The sequence below is a fragment of the Streptomyces kanamyceticus genome, from assembly GCF_008704495.1.
In the GTDB taxonomy this organism is placed as follows: domain Bacteria; phylum Actinomycetota; class Actinomycetes; order Streptomycetales; family Streptomycetaceae; genus Streptomyces; species Streptomyces kanamyceticus.
In genome coordinates this window covers 781,339-795,695 of sequence record NZ_CP023699.1, presented here as the reverse complement: position 1 = coordinate 795,695, position 14,357 = coordinate 781,339, and the positions used below count along the sequence as shown (strand labels likewise).

12 protein-coding genes are annotated in these 14,357 nt (G+C 71.3%); 6 read left to right on the top strand and 6 right to left on the bottom strand.

Features of this window, described 5'->3' with window-relative positions:
- Positions 1-91: 91 nt before the first annotated feature.
- A complete protein-coding gene (gene lysX, locus CP970_RS03030) occupies positions 92-3,394 on the top strand; it encodes a bifunctional lysylphosphatidylglycerol synthetase/lysine--tRNA ligase LysX (RefSeq protein ID WP_055545050.1) in 3,303 nt (1,100 codons plus the stop codon).
- Between the two features lie 80 nt (positions 3,395-3,474).
- Positions 3,475-4,320, top strand: coding sequence for a polysaccharide deacetylase family protein (locus CP970_RS03025; RefSeq protein WP_055545049.1), 846 nt, complete (start codon positions 3,475-3,477; stop codon positions 4,318-4,320).
- Positions 4,321-4,362: 42 nt separating this feature from the next.
- Here CP970_RS03025 and CP970_RS03020 read toward each other — a convergent pair whose 3' ends face one another.
- Positions 4,363-4,959, bottom strand: a complete 597-nt coding sequence (locus tag CP970_RS03020; RefSeq protein WP_224059140.1) for a class F sortase — start codon at positions 4,957-4,959, stop codon at positions 4,363-4,365.
- A 465-nt stretch (positions 4,960-5,424) separates the two neighbouring features.
- Between CP970_RS03020 and CP970_RS03015 the strand changes: the two genes are divergently transcribed.
- Entirely contained in the window at positions 5,425-5,916 is a 492-nt protein-coding gene (locus CP970_RS03015; RefSeq protein ID WP_055545048.1) for a hypothetical protein, read from the top strand.
- Between the two features lie 102 nt (positions 5,917-6,018).
- Here the strand turns inward: CP970_RS03015 and CP970_RS03010 are convergent, their stop codons facing one another.
- From CP970_RS03010 to CP970_RS43995, 5 genes are all read right to left on the bottom strand, one after another.
- Positions 6,019-6,540, bottom strand: coding sequence for a hypothetical protein (locus CP970_RS03010; protein WP_055545047.1), 522 nt, complete (start codon positions 6,538-6,540; stop codon positions 6,019-6,021).
- Positions 6,541-6,737: 197 nt separating this feature from the next.
- On the bottom strand, positions 6,738-8,057 hold the full coding sequence (locus CP970_RS03005) for an alpha/beta hydrolase (RefSeq protein ID WP_206188625.1): 1,320 nt from the start codon (positions 8,055-8,057) through the stop codon (positions 6,738-6,740).
- A 153-nt stretch (positions 8,058-8,210) separates the two neighbouring features.
- Entirely contained in the window at positions 8,211-8,429 is a 219-nt protein-coding gene (locus CP970_RS03000) for a hypothetical protein (protein ID WP_055545046.1), read from the bottom strand.
- 169 nt (positions 8,430-8,598) lie between these two features.
- The gene (locus CP970_RS02995) at positions 8,599-9,363 is read right to left on the bottom strand and encodes a bestrophin-like domain (RefSeq protein WP_150492927.1); all 765 of its coding nucleotides are present in this window, start codon (positions 9,361-9,363) and stop codon (positions 8,599-8,601) included.
- 16 nt (positions 9,364-9,379) lie between these two features.
- Entirely contained in the window at positions 9,380-9,913 is a 534-nt protein-coding gene (locus tag CP970_RS43995) for a hypothetical protein (protein WP_224059404.1), read from the bottom strand.
- 292 nt (positions 9,914-10,205) lie between these two features.
- On the opposite strand from CP970_RS43995, the gene CP970_RS02985 reads away from it, so the two are divergent.
- The 3 genes from CP970_RS02985 (at position 10,206) to CP970_RS02975 (ending at position 14,355) form a co-directional block, all read left to right on the top strand.
- The gene (locus CP970_RS02985) at positions 10,206-11,177 is read left to right on the top strand and encodes an SCO0930 family lipoprotein (protein ID WP_150494736.1); all 972 of its coding nucleotides are present in this window, start codon (positions 10,206-10,208) and stop codon (positions 11,175-11,177) included.
- A gap of 224 nt (positions 11,178-11,401) precedes the next feature.
- Complete coding sequence (locus tag CP970_RS02980) at positions 11,402-12,214, top strand: SAM-dependent methyltransferase (RefSeq protein ID WP_055551433.1); 813 nt, start codon at positions 11,402-11,404, stop codon at positions 12,212-12,214.
- Positions 12,211-14,355: a putative bifunctional diguanylate cyclase/phosphodiesterase gene (locus CP970_RS02975; RefSeq protein ID WP_055551436.1), complete on the top strand. Its 2,145-nt coding sequence runs from the start codon at positions 12,211-12,213 to the stop codon at positions 14,353-14,355. Before CP970_RS02980 ends, CP970_RS02975 begins: the two co-directional genes overlap by 4 nt.
- The last annotated feature ends 2 nt before the right edge of the window (positions 14,356-14,357 follow it).

The following is a 14,357-nucleotide window of genomic DNA, read 5'->3' as shown; positions in this document are numbered from 1 at the left end:
GTTAACGGAGGCGCGCTTTCCTGTTGAGGGCAGGCGGGCCACGGAGTCAGGTCGACGGGCGGGGAGGCGCCGGACTTCCTAGAGTCGTGCCATGACTGTCAGCACGGAGGAGCCCGACGTCAGCGGGCGGATATCCCCGCGCGGCGGATTCCTGAGCCGCGTTCCCGAAGTCTTCGCCGCCTTCTTCGGCACGCTCGGCATCTTCTGCGCGGTCCTCGCGGTCATCGCCCCGCTGCGGCGGCTGCTGCTCCCCGTGATCCGCTTCCTGGACCTGATCACGGTCCCGGTCAGCGCGAACCTCGCGTACGCCGTCTTCCTCTTCCTGCTCGCCGCCGCCACGGCCGCCCGCAAGAAGGTCGCCTGGTGGCTCGTCGTCAGCTATCTGGGCCTGCTGCTCGCCTTCGACGTGCTCGGCGCCGCCCTCGGCTACTGGGGCGAGTCGCTGCCGTCCTTCGTCATCTGCGGCGTCGCCTTCGTGGTGCTGATCCTGGCCCGCGCGGAGTTCTCCGCGGACTCGCGGCGCGGCGCCGTCTGGCGGGCCATCGCCGTCCTCGCCGCGGGCCTCGGCATCGCGATCCTGGTCGGCTGGGGCCTGGTCGAGCTCTTCCCCGGCACGCTGCCGCGCGGTGAGCGGCTGCTCTGGGCGGCCAACCGGGTCTGCGGCGGTCTGATCCACGGCCACGACTACTTCGACGGCACCCCGCCGCGCGGCCTGCACTTCTGGCTCGGCCTGTTCGGCGCGCTCGCGCTCCTGAACGCCGCCGCGACGCTCTTCCGCTCCCAGCGCATGGAAGCGGCGCTGCACGGCGACGAGGAACCCCGCATCCGCGCGCTGCTCGGCGCGTACGGCGCACAGGACTCGCTCGGCTACTTCGCGACCCGGCGCGACAAGGCCGTGGTCTTCTCGCCCAGCGGCAAGGCGGCCGTCACCTACCGCGTCGAGGCCGGCGTCTGCCTGGCCAGCGGCGACCCGGTCGGCGACCGCGAGGGCTGGCCGCACGCGATCGGCGCCTGGCTCGACGTGGCCAGGCGGTACGCCTGGCAGCCCGCCGTCATGGGCGCGTCCGAGGACGGCGCCACCGCCTACGCCCGCGCCGGACTCGGCGCGCTGCAACTCGGCGACGAGGCGATCCTGCACGTCGCGGGATTCGACCTGGACGGCCGCGACATGCGGGTCACGCGCCAGGCGGTGAACCGCGTCCGCCGCACCGGCGCCACCACCCGCATCCGCCGCCACTCCACCCTCACCGACGAGGAGATGGAGGAGATCATCGACAAGGCCGACGCCTGGCGGGACACCGAGACCGAACGCGGCTTCTCCATGGCGCTCGACCGGCTCGGCGACCCCGAGGACGGCGACTGCCTCCTGGTCGAGGCGCTCGACGCCGAGGGCAAGCTCCTCGCGCTGCTCTCCCTCGTGCCCTGGGGCAGGGACGGCATCTCGCTGGACCTGATGCGTCGCGACCGCTCCGCGCCCAACGGCGTCATGGAGTTCATGGTCGCCGAGCTGTGCGCGGCGGCCCCGAAGTCAGGGGTGCGCCGCATCTCCCTGAACTTCGCGGTGTTCCGCTCGGTCTTCGAGGAAGGCGGCAGGATCGGCGCGGGCCCCGTCCTGCGGCTGTGGCGCAAGCTGCTCCTGTTCTTCTCCAAGTGGTGGCAGCTGGAGGCGCTCTACCGCTCCAACGCCAAGTACCACCCCGAGTGGTACCCCCGCTTCATCTGCTACGGCGACAGCGGCGCGCTGGCCCGCATCAGCCTGGCCTCCGGCATCGCCGAGGGCTTCGTCTCCGTGCCGTCGCTGCGCCAGCTCTGGGGCAAGGGACACCACAAGCCCCGGGGAGTCACCCAGCCCGCCACCACCGAGGGCCTCCCCTCGATCGCCGCGCTCGGCCTCGCCGCTGCGGGCGCCGCGGCCGACGCCGACCCCACGTCGCAGCTCCCGGACCAGATCCGCGTCCGCCACCGCAAACTCGACCGCCTGCGCACCGAAGGCATCGACCCCTACCCGGTGGGCCTCGCCCCGCGCACCCATGAACTGGCCGATGTCACCAGAGAGATGACGGGGGATCAGGTCACGGTCGCGGGACGCGTCATGCTCGTACGTGACTTCGGCGGCGTCGTCTTCGCCGTGCTGCGCGACTGGTCGGGCGACCGCCAGCTCGCCCTCGCCCGGGACACCGCGGGCCCCGACGTACTCGACCGCTTCACCACCGGCACCGACATCGGCGACCACATCACGGCCACCGGCACGGTCGGCACCAGCGACAAGGGCGAGCTCACCGTCTTCGTCACCGACTGGCTGCTCACCGGCAAGTGCCTGCGCCCGCTGCCCGACAAGCACCGGGGGCTGACCGACCCCGAGGCCAAGGTGCGCCGCCGCTACCTCGACCTGGTCGCGAGCCCGGCCGCCCGCGACGTGGTCCGCGCCCGCTCCACCGCCGTCCAGGCCCTGCGCCAGGGCCTGCTCGACCGCGGCTACCTGGAGGTCGAGACGCCGATGCTCCAGCAGATCCACGGCGGCGCCAACGCCCGGCCCTTCACCACCCACATCAACGCCTACGACCTCGACCTGTACCTGCGCATCGCCCCCGAGCTCTACCTCAAGCGGCTCTGCGTCGGCGGCCTGGAGAAGGTCTTCGAGATGGGCCGCACCTTCCGCAACGAAGGCGTCTCCTACAAGCACAACCCCGAGTTCACGATGCTGGAGGCCTACCAGGCCTTCGCCGACTACGACGTGATGCTCGACCTCACCCGCGAGCTCATCCAGGGCGCGGCGACCGCCGCGTTCGGCACCCCCGTCGCCCACAAGGCCGACGCCGAGGGCAAGCTCGTCGAGCACGACATCTCAGGCCCCTGGCCGGTCAAGACCGTCTACGGCGCGATCTCCGAGGCGCTGGGGGAAGAGGTCGACGCCGACACCCCGCTGCCCGCGCTGCACCGGCTCTGCGACCGGGCCGACGTGCCGTACACGGCGGAGAACGGCCGCGGCGACGTCGTCCTGGAGATGTACGAGCGGCTCGTCGAGGAGAAGACGACACTGCCCACCTTCTACAAGGACTTCCCGACCGACGTCTCGCCGCTCACCCGGCAGCACCGCGGCGACCCGCGCCTCGCTGAGCGCTGGGACCTCGTCGCCTTCGGCACCGAACTGGGCACCGCCTACTCGGAGTTGACCGACCCCGTGGAACAGCGGCGGCGCCTGACCGCCCAGTCGCTGCTCGCCGCCGGGGGAGACCCGGAGGCCATGGAGCTGGACGAGGACTTCCTCGACGCCCTCGAATACGCCATGCCGCCCACCGGCGGCCTCGGCATCGGCGTCGACCGGCTCGTCATGTTCCTCACCGGCCTGACCATCCGCGAGACGCTGCCCTTCCCGCTCGTACGCCGCACCTGACGGCGTCTGTTCGGGTGCTTTCGGGGGCCGCCCCGGTGTTGGTGTGCCGCCCGGGCCTTCGGCCATGCGACGGATTAGTCATGAAAGACGATCAGCTGACTTCAGGGCGGCGTGCGTTGCTCCGCGCCGCCGCGCTCATCGGCCTGGCCGCGACCGCGGGCTGCGCGGGCGCGGCACGCCCGGCCACCCCGCACCCCACCGGATCCGGCGGAGCGCCCGCCGCGGGACCTCCCGCGGCCCGCGCCCTCAAACCCTCCGCGTACCGCCTGCAGCCCATGGCGGGCCCCGGCCCCGCGCGCGCCGCGCGCGCCCTGCCACGGGTGCGCAAGGAGCCGATCCTGCGCATCCGGGGAGGCGGCCGCTCGATGGTGCTGACCTTCGACGACGGGCCCGACCCCCGCTACACGCCGCACATCCTGCGGACGCTGCGCAGACATGACGTACGCGCGATGTTCTTCGTCTGTGGCGAGATGGCCGTCGACAACAAGGACCTGCTGCGCGAGATGGCCGACGACGGGCACCTGATCGGCAACCACACGTGGGACCATCCGCTGCTGCCGCGCCTCGGCAGGGCCGCGATGCGGGAACAGATGGAACGCACCTGCGACGTGATCGAGGACGCGACCGGCGAAGCCCCCGCCTGGTTCCGCGCCCCCTACGGAGCCTGGAACCGCAACGCCTTCCAGCTCGGCGCCGACCTGGGCATGGAGCCGCTCGCCTGGACCGTGGACACCCTGGACTGGACCGAGCCGGGCGCGCCGACCATCGTGCGCCGGGTGCGGGCGGGGGCCGGGCCAGGCGTCGTGGTGCTCTCGCACGACGCGGGCGGCAACCGCTCGGGGAGCGTCGAGGCGCTGCGCACCTATCTGCCGGAGCTGCTCGACTCCGGCTACCGCATCACGCTGCCGAGCCGCTACGCGCTGTGAGCCGGGTGTTCGCCCGCCGGGAGCGCTCGCGCGGGGCCGGTGTCAGCGCACGGCGATCAGGCGGGCGAACACCACCACGTTCCCGTCGTACCCGGCCTGCTTGGAGAATCCGCCGCCACAGGTGATGACCCGCAATTCGGGAGTTCCGCTGTTCCCATAGACGCGCTTTCCGGGGAAATTCTCCTTCTCGAACACCTCGATGCCGTAGATCTGGAAAATCGCGGTCTTCTTGTCCTTGCGCCGCACCTCGACGTGATTGCCCTTCTTCAGCGAACCGAGTCCGTAGAAGACGGCGGGGCCCTGCTGGTTGTCGACGTGCCCGACCACCACGGCCGTGCCCTTCTCGCCCGGCGAGACGGCGCCGGTGAACCAGCCCGCCAGGTTCGGGTCCTCGGGCGGCGGCGCGTCCACCCAGCCGTCGGCGTCCAGACCCACCGGCATGATCGGGGCGTCCACCTGGATGCCCTTGATCCGCACGCGCTCGGCGGGCGAGAACGTCAGGGGCGCGGGGGCGCCACGGCCCGCGGCATCGGGAGCCGCGTCAGCGGCGGCGGCCGAAGCGGGCTGCGGCGGGCCCACGTCGAACTCCCCGGAGCCGTTGCGGATCAGCGCGAGACCGGTCAGCAGGACGAGCGCCATGACACCCCAAGGGGCGCGCTTCTTCTGCTTCTCGGCCTCCTGGAATTCCTGGAATTCCTGGAAATCCAGGAATTCCGAATCGTCGGCCGAATGGGACGAAGGATGGGACGAAGGCATTCTCTATCCCCTCTCAACGCGGCGTGCGAGCCGCGTCCGTAGCGCGTACGAGAACGCTAAGCGCGGCGCGCGAGGTGTGCGAAAGGGCGGGCGCGAACGGGTGGCGGACGGGCCGGGTGCGCCATCCGGGTCGGCGCCGGGGAGGAAATTTCTGACGGTCCGTGACCTGCGGCGATGTCGGCTCGCGAGGATGCCGCCCGGCGTGTCGTCTCACCGGTACGGCCGATCCCCGAAATGCGGCCCCGCGCACGGCATCTGAGGGTCTGTCTGGGAGGCGCTCTCGCCGATCGACCGGGGACGGTATCCCCGGGGCGTCTTCCGCGGAGGATTCCCATGCGTACATCTCGTATGCGCACCACACGTGCCCTCGCGGTCGCCGCCGCGGCAGGCGCGGTCGTCGGGCTCGCCGCTCCGACCGCGTCCGCCTGGGCCGACCCGACCAACATCGTGGCGATGCCCAGCGTCATCCCGAAGGGCGGGCACCTGACGGTCACGGTCGACGGCACGTCCTGTCAGTCCGGCGGGAAGATCACCTCGCTCGCCTTCCCCGACGCCGACCTGCAGGCCATCCCGGGCGGCAGCACGGCCAGCGCGACCGCCGTCATCCACGCCAACGCCCAGCCGGGCGCCTACGACATCACCGCACACTGCGGCGGCAAGGAACTCACCCGCCCGTCCGCCTTCACGGTCATCCACGGTGGTGTGCGCGGCGGTGTCGGCGGCAGCACCACAGACGGGGCAACAAGCACCGACATGGCGATCGGCGGCGCGTTGGTGGCCCTGGCCGTCATCGGCGGCGGGGTGTTCTGGATGCGCCGCAGGACCGAGAACCGGATCTGAGGCACGGGGCGGGCCCGCGCGAACCCCTTCCGCGCCGGGTGCCGACCATGACACTGCTTCGCCCCCGGGATCTGGAGACGTCCCGGGGGCGAAGCGGGTGGGTCAGGAGTTGTCCTCGCCCGTGCGGCGGCGCGTCTTGTAGTACGCGGTGCCGAGCGCACCCAGGATCAGGGCGCTGCCGAGGGCGATCTCGTGGAGGTCGAGCCCGCCGAGGCTGCCGCCGATACCGGCCTTGACGCCCTTGTGGGTCGTGTCGTTGTCCGGGCGGCCGGTGGCGATGGTGAGGTCCGTCTTGCCGGTCTCGCCCTTGCAGTCGAAGGTCACCTCGTACATCGCGCCCGGCTTGGCGTCCCAGAACACCGATGCGGTGGTGGACGCCTGGCCCTTGGGGATGGTGGCGTCCTCGAAGATGCCGGAGGTGACCTTGGTATCGCCGTCGCAACTGTCCACGCTCAGCGTGACCTGGCCGCCCGCGGCGATCGTCGAGGGGGTCACGCGGAAGCCGAACGACGTGATGTTGTTGTTCGTGTCGTCGCCCGCCACGGCCGCGGTCGCGGTCGGGGCCGTGAGGGTCAGGGCGGTGGCGGTGAGCAGAGCGGCCGAGGCGACGCGTATCGCGCGCATGATGGATCCTCCGGGTCCCCGAGGAGCAGTCGCGGACCTTCTTCCGCTTTCACCTGAAATGCACCTCGATGCCGGAAACGCTAAGTACGGACGTCACCCCTCGCGATCGGTGTAGGGCGAACGGGGCATTCCTGTCCGCCGGGCGGGGGAACGTGACGGCGTGGCGCCGGGCCGGTGCGGCTCTGTCGCTTAGGGGATCAGGGCGTCAGGCCGAGGCGGGAGGCCAGCCACGGGAGCTGCTTCCGCAGGCCCGGGCGCCAGACCTGCCAGCTGTGACCGCCCGGCAGCTCGACGAGCCCGGCCCGCATCCCGGCCTTCTTCGCCGCCTCGTACACCTTGTGTGCCTGTGGCCGGTACGTCGAGTCGTCGGTGCCCGCGACGAACATGCCCGCGGTGTCGGGGAACTTCTCGCGCGCCATCACGTCCATCGGGTTGACCTTCTCGAACGCGGCCTCGTCGCCGCCGAAGGCCGCGTCCACGGTCTGCTTGCGGCTGCCGAGCGTGGGCTCGTCCTGGCCGGAGATGTCGAGGAAGACGCCGTAGCGCCGGGGTGCGTTGACCGCCAGCTGCAGGGCGCAGGTGCCTCCGTTGGAGAGCCCGGAGACCGCCCAGTGCGTGCGGCCCTCGGCCGTCTGCAGGTGGGCCGCCGCCCAAGCGGGGACGTCGTCGGCGAGATACGTCTGGACCTTGCCGAGCCTGGAGTCCATGCACAGCGGGTTGTCGAAGGAGGAGCCCAGCGGGTCGACCACCAGGACGATCGGCGCGAGCCCCGCGTGGTCCGCGGCGAAGTCGTCCATCATGTCCGGCAGCTGACCCGAGGTGATCCAGTCCTGCGGGGCACCGGGCTGACCCGCCATCAGGACGAGCACGGGCAGTGGCGGGCGGGGCGAGGCGCGGTAGGCGGGCGGCAGGTAGACGTACGCGTCACGGGCCTTGAAGCCCGACTTCGTGCCGGGGATCGAGGCGGTCGAAACGGTGCCCTTGGCGGGCAGGCCCGCGGGCGCCTGCCACACCTCGGACAGCGCCTTGCCCTTCGGCACGCCGAGCAGGGCGGCCTTCTTGCCGGTGGCGTCCTTGAGGCTCACGGTGTCCTGCGTGCCGAGCATGGTCCGCGCCGTCGGGTAGTTGTCGTAGTGGATGTTGACCTCGGAGAGGCCGAGCACGACCACGAGCAGCCCCGCGACGAGCGCGCCGAGACGGCCGCGCCAGCGCAGCGTCGGCATCCGGAAGAGCAGCAGGCATACGCCGAGGATCGCGACGCCGATCCACACCACGACGTCCGAGGGGAGCTTGTCGGGGAACGGCTGCCACCAGTCGTCGACGGTGAGCTTGACCAGCAGGGTCAGGAGCGCCGCCACGACCACGCCGATCGGCAGGAGCCTGGTCCACCAGCGGCGGTCGCGGGAGAAGAGGAGGGCGGCGAGCGCCAGGGCGCCGAGGACCTGGACGACGAGCGGAACCGCACCGTCGACCAGTGACCAGTCCAGTGGCCCGGCGGCCAGCCGCACCCGCTCCACGCGTGTCCCCGTTCCGTCGGGTCCGTTCTCCCTCGGTGGGCCGACTTGAACGCACCATCTGTCCAGATCTGTCCGCTCACGGAAAACCCTAGCAATAGGGGTAGATCTGGCAAATCGGGACAGCGTTGCACCGGGTGGGCGGGCCGAGTGGGCTCAGTCGTCCGGGGTCGCCCACGCGTGCGGGCCCCCGCGCCACTCGACGAGATGCGGGTCGTCGAGCGCGATGTCCGCGTCGCCGAGCCCCGCGCGCCGCAGGAACTCCGCCAGGTCACGGTCGCCGTGCGCGACGCCGACGTCCTGTCCGCGCACGGTGACGCGCCGTCCGCCGTCGGCGGCGGGCGGATGGACGACGATCGGTGTCTGCCAGGCCATGGCACAAGAGTGCGCCGTGCGGGGCCCGGGCGCAGCACGGTTCACGGACATCCAGTCGTTCGGTGTTCCGGCCATCCGGTCTTACGGCCTTCCGGTCCTACGGCCTTCCGGGTGCGGCGCGGGGAGCCGGCCGGCCTGACCGGCTTGACCGCCTCCCCGCGCCGCCGTCTCAGCCTCCGAGCCCCGGGAACATCAGGTGGAACGGTTCGGCTGTCGCCGCGATCCCCCGGCTGTAGGGGGCGTCGAAGTCCCAGATGAGGAAGAGCAGGAAGGCGAACAGGGCCGAGAAGAGCCCGGCGAGGATCAGCTCCCGCCGGGTGCGGCGGATCTGCAGCGCGAAGATCATGCCGATGGTGATGAGCCCCCCGGCGATCAGCCCGAACCAGACGACGCCCGGCATCGTGGCCCCCGCGCTGTCGGCACGCGCGCTGCGCGCGTCGTCGGCCGCCGCGACCTGGTCGACGAGCGGCTGGTACGCCTGCGCCTCGAAGTCCGATTTCGGCTGGTAATCGGTGACATCGTGGCGTACGCGGGTCAACAACTCGGTGCCGCGGTGGGTGAGTTCGCCCTTGGCCGACATCGTGTCCCATTCGGTGGTCACGACATGGCTGACATAGGCGCGTACATCAGTACGAATCCGGTCCCGTACGTCATCGGGATAGACCCGGGCCCGCTCGGAGACCTCGTGCAGCGCCTGGGCCTCCACCCGGACGTGCTCCTGGGCGGCACCACGTGCTTCCCAGACGCCCGCGATGGCCAGGCCGAGCACGATGGCGTAGACGACGCCGATCATCATCGTCATGTATTCGATGACGTCCGGGGTCTCCGACGCGTCGTAGTCCGCGCCGGTCCTGCGGTGCCGCAACTGCGTCACGGCGAGCACGACAGCGCAAGCGGCCGCCATCGCGAGGGTGAGAACAAGCCATTCCGACATGAAGACCTCCGGCGGATCAGCGCGGGCGCAGCGCGGCGACGGCGAGCACCGCGGGCGCCGTGATGAGCAGGGTGAGCGAGACGAGGGACGGGCCGTTGCGGGGCGGATGCTTGCGTGGCGGGGCGTGGTACGCCGGATAGGTCACGGGCGGCGGGGACGGGGAAGGGGCGACCCGTGGGCGAACGGACGGCTTGGGCTTGGCAGTTGGCTCCGGCGCGGGCTTGGGTGGCGCCGGGGCGGGTGTCGTCGGTGGCGGGGCGGGTGGTGGCTGCGGCGCCCGGGGTTTCGGCGCAGGTGGGGGCGGTGGTGGCGGGGGAGCGGCCCGGTGCGGCGGCTTCGGCGCTGGTGGTGCGGGCGCGGGCGGAGGCGGCGGTTTCGGCCGGTGGGTGGGGCCCGCCCGGCAGACGACGCCGTCCCCGGCGACGGCGACCGCGCCGTTCCCTGCCGACGCGCCGCCCTCGGTGACCGAGGAGTACGCGCACGCGTCGCTGGGTGCCGCGCCCGCGGCCGCCGACGCGCCGAGCATCAGAGCGAGTGCGAGTAGTGCCAATACGCGTGTGACTAGGGCCGATATGACCCGTGGAGATCCGTGCACGACGCAGATGATGAGGCTCCGCGCGCGCCCGTTGCGTCGGAGTCGCCCCCGATTGACCCGAAGGAAGGAGATGGGACGGCGGCAGGTTTGACGGCGTGCGCCCCTGCGCCCGTCGTGGAGCGGGCGTGGGAAAAATCTTGCGCACCGGTTGAACGCGACAGCGGCTCCCGCCCGTACCTAGGGCCATGTGTGACGCAGAACGGCGGCACAACACCCAAGCGGACAGCGGGAGTCAGCGATGCGGCAGATGGTAGGGCGTACCCCTCGGGCGCGGCGGAGTGCCGCGCTCGCAGTGACAGCCGTGGCTCTCCTCGCGCTGACGGCGGCGTGCGGCCAGGACAAGGGAGAGCAGTCGCCCAACGGGCAGAACGTGGGCAATGGGGCGCCCGCCAAGGACAACGGGTACGGCGCCGACGACGGCTATGGAGCGGACACGGGCGACGCCGGCAAGGGCGCAGACGCCAAGACCAAGTCCGCCGGACAACTCGCGGTGTGGGACGGCAAGAAGCTCGGCAAGGTCGTCACGGACAGCGCGGGATTCACCCTCTACCGCTTCGACAAGGACAGCGCCCAGCCCCCCACGTCGCGCTGCGACGCCGCCTGCCTGAAGGCCTGGCCCGCCGTCCCCGCCACCGGCGCCAAGGCGGCGCCCGGCGTCGACGCGTCCCTGCTCGGCGAGGTCACCGCCGCCGACGGCACCAAGCAGCTCACCATCGGCGGCTGGCCGATGTACCGCTACGCACAGGACGCCAAGCCGGGCGACGCCAAGGGGCAGGGCGTCGGCGGCACTTGGTACGCGGCGGCCCCCGACGGGAAGAAGGCGGCACCCGCGGCGGCCGGTACGGCGCCCGCCGACCCGGCGGGACTTTCCACCCGCAATGACCCGAAACTCGGTGAGATCGTCGTCGACAAGAACGGGATGACCGTCTACCGCTTCACCAAGGACTCGGCCTGGCCGATCAAGTCGAACTGCGTGGGCGCGTGCGCGGGGAAGTGGCCCGCCGTCGCCCCCGTGGCCAAGTCCGACACCGAGGGGATCAAGAAGAAGGGGTACATGACCTACAACCGGCCGGACGGCGGCAAACAGCAGACGATCAACTGCTGGCCGCTGTACACCTTCTCCGGTGACAAGAAGCCGGGCGACACGAATGGCCAGGGTGTGGGCGGAACTTGGTACGCGGCGAGCCCCGAGGGCAAGGCGATCGGTGCGACCGCGTAGGCCTGACGCCCTTCGCGCGGCGCTCGACCGGCCGGTCCGCCCCTTCCTTTATCACAGGGAAGGGGCGGGCCGGTTAGCGCTGTGGGATACGGCACTTGCCAAAGGCAGTGACCGAGAACGGACGGCCAATTTCCGTTTTGACTCGCTCCCTTGGCAGACGATCAGTAGCCTCACCCTCGAACAACGGATCGTCTGTGCCACCCCCCCTACGCCTTGGAGTCTTGATGGAGCGTCCTGCCTGGGCCCCGTTGAGCATCGACATCTCGATGCCCAGCGTCTCCCGCATCTACGACTACTACCTGGGCGGCTCGCACAACTTCGAGGTGGACAGGGAGGCGGCCCGCAAGGCGATGGAGTTCATGCCGGGACTCCCCAAGATCATGCAGGCGAACCGGGCGCTGATGCGCCGCGCGGTGCGCCACGCGGTGGGCGAGGGGATCACCCAGTTCCTCGACATCGGCTCCGGCATCCCGACGTTCGGCAACGTCCACGAGGTGGCGCGGCAGGCGAGTGCGGACGCCCGCGTCGTCTACGTGGATCACGATCCGGTCGCCGTCGCACACAGCAAAGCCGTTCTCGAGGGCGACGAGGGGTCCGCCGTCCTCGCCGGGGACCTGCGCAAGCCCCGGGACATTCTGGGCAGTTCGGAAGTCGGCTCGACCCTCGACCTGGACCGCCCGGTGGCCCTTCTCCTCGTCGCCGTACTGCACTTCGTCGAGGACGCGTACGATCCATACGCGGCGGTCGCGGAACTGCGGGACGCACTCGCGCCCGGCAGCCTGATCGTCGTCACCCACGCCTCGTACGAAGGGATCCCCGTCCCCGCCGAGCAAGCAGGCCACACCGTCGGTGTATACAAGGACATCCGCAATCCACTGATCATGCGCTCGCGCGACGAGATCGCGCGGTTCTTCGAGGGATACGACATGGTGGAACCCGGCCTGGTGCCGATGCCGCACTGGCGGCCCGACACCGCGCCCGAGGAGGAGGACCCCTATTCCTTCTCGGGATTCGCGGGCGTGGGACGGAAGCGTTGAGCGGCGAGCCGGACGGACCTGAGGGCAGACTGCGCAGGTTCGCCACCATCTGGAGCCGGGCGATCTTCCCCGTGACGGCCACCTCGCTCACCCGTCCCGAGTTCGAGCAGCAACTGGTGCCACTGGCCCGCAGGTTGCGCGACGCTCTCCAGGAGCGGGTCTTCGAGGCCACCGAGGGCCAGGCCGTCGGCGCCGCGCTCATCGACACGCACTGCACCGACCCCGAGGCGCTCAGCCGCACGCTCGACTGCGTGGACGCCTATCTGGTCCTGTACTGCGGCGGTGACGGGCCGCAGGAGGAGTTGCGGGCCCGCTCCGCGCGCATCCAGCACTCCGTCGCCGCGGGCTTCGCCCAGGCGCTGCGCGAGCGCACCCTGGCGGAGCAGGAGGCGATCTCGCGGGCGACCCTGAGCGCGCGCAGCGCCGTCGCCGAGGCCCTGCACGCGAGCGAGGCACGCTTCCGCGCGGTCTTCCACGGCGCCGCCATCGGCATCGGCATCGCAGACCTCGACGGCACGGTCCTCGAGGTGAACGACGCCCTCGTCCGGATGTTCGGCGGCCTCGAGCACCACCTGCGCGGACGCAACGTGGGGGAGTGGACCCACCCCGACGACTCGCCCCACGTCTGGCGCCTCTACGAGGAACTGGTGCGCGGCGACCGCGAGCACTACCGCGTCGAGAAGGCGTTCTACCGCCCCGACGGAACGGTCCTGTGGACCAACCTCACCGTCTCCCTGCTGCGCGACGCGGACGGCGTGCCGCAGTACCAGCTGGCGCTGATGGAGGACACCACCGAGCGCCGGCTGCTCAACCTCCGGCTCCGCTACGAGGCGACGCACGACGCGCTCACCGGACTGCCCAACCGCACGCTGTTCTTCGAACGCCTGGAGAAGGCCCTCGCGGTCGGCGGCAACACCCGGTTCGGGCTCTGCTACCTCGACCTCGACGGCTTCAAGACGGTCAACGACAGTCTCGGGCACGCGGCAGGTGACCGGCTCCTGGTCGAGGTCGCCGACCGGCTCCAGTCCTGTGCCACCGCGCCGGGCGAGATGGTCGCGCGGCTCGGCGGCGACGAGTTCGTGGCGCTCACCACGGGGCCCGACACCGAGACCGAGGTGGACGAGCTCGCCGGGCGCATCATGAACGCGCTCGCCACGCCGATCCGCGTCGAAGGGCGCGAGCTCACCGTGCGCGGCAGCATCGGCATAGTGGAGGGCCCCGCCGGGGTGCGCGGCGCCGCGGAGGTGCTGCGCAGCGCCGACATCACGATGTACCGCGCCAAGTCCGCGGGCGGCAACCGCTACGAGCTCGCCGACCCCGAGGCCGACGCCCGCGCCATCACCCGGCACGGCCTGACCACCGCGCTGCCCGCCGCCCTGGAACGCGGCGAGTTCTTCATCGAGTACCAGCCGCTCGTGCACCTCGGCGACGGCAGCGTGCGCGGCGCCGAGGCGCTGGTGCGCTGGCTGCACCCGCAGCACGGCGTCATCGGCCCCGACCGGTTCATCCCGCTCGCCGAGCACACCGGTCTGATCGTGCCGCTCGGCCGCTGGGTCCTGGAGGAGTCCGTACGCCAGGCACGGCGGTGGGAGGCACGGACCACCGGGGGCATCGACGCAGGGCCGCTGCGCGTCAACGTCAACCTCTCGCCGATGCAGCTCACCCATCCCGGCCTTGTCTCCGACACGGTCGACATCCTGGAGCGCGAGGGCCTCGAACCGGGCGCGCTGTGCCTGGAGGTCACCGAGTCGGCGCTGATAGGAGCCGACGACGACCTGCTCAAGCCGTTGCGCAGGCTCGCCGAGATGGGCGTGGACATCGCGCTCGACGACTTCGGCACGGGCTACTCCAACCTCGCCAACCTGCGCAGGCTGCCGGTGAGCGTGCTCAAGCTCGACCGCTCGTTCACCCAGGGCATGCAGCACTTCCCCGCCGACCCCGTCGACCTGAAGATCGTCGAGGGCATCGTCTCGCTCGCCCACAGCCTGGACCTCGCGGTCACGGTCGAGGGCGTCGAGACGGGCGCGCAGGCCGACCAGCTGCGGGAACTGGGCTGCGACACCGCCCAGGGCTGGTACTACGCACGCCCAGGACCGCCCGACCGGCTGCACGAGCTGGCCCTCGCGGACGCGACGGGCTGAGC

What these genes read in the sequence shown, in the direction of transcription:
- CP970_RS03015 (WP_055545048.1), top strand. Translation starts at nt 5,425, where the DNA reads ATGCGCACCACACGTGCCCTCGCGGTCGCCGCCGCGGCAGGCGCGGTC.
- lysX (WP_055545050.1), top strand. Translation starts at nt 92, where the DNA reads ATGACTGTCAGCACGGAGGAGCCCGACGTCAGCGGGCGGATATCCCCG.
- CP970_RS02980 (WP_055551433.1), top strand. Translation starts at nt 11,402, where the DNA reads ATGGAGCGTCCTGCCTGGGCCCCGTTGAGCATCGACATCTCGATGCCC.
- CP970_RS03000 (WP_055545046.1), bottom strand. Translation starts at nt 8,429, where the DNA reads ATGGCCTGGCAGACACCGATCGTCGTCCATCCGCCCGCCGCCGACGGC.
- CP970_RS03010 (WP_055545047.1), bottom strand. Translation starts at nt 6,540, where the DNA reads ATGCGCGCGATACGCGTCGCCTCGGCCGCTCTGCTCACCGCCACCGCC.
- CP970_RS02995 (WP_150492927.1), bottom strand. Translation starts at nt 9,363, where the DNA reads ATGTCGGAATGGCTTGTTCTCACCCTCGCGATGGCGGCCGCTTGCGCT.
- CP970_RS03020 (WP_224059140.1), bottom strand. Translation starts at nt 4,959, where the DNA reads ATGGCGCTCGTCCTGCTGACCGGTCTCGCGCTGATCCGCAACGGCTCC.
- CP970_RS02985 (WP_150494736.1), top strand. Translation starts at nt 10,206, where the DNA reads ATGGTAGGGCGTACCCCTCGGGCGCGGCGGAGTGCCGCGCTCGCAGTG.
- CP970_RS03025 (WP_055545049.1), top strand. Translation starts at nt 3,475, where the DNA reads ATGAAAGACGATCAGCTGACTTCAGGGCGGCGTGCGTTGCTCCGCGCC.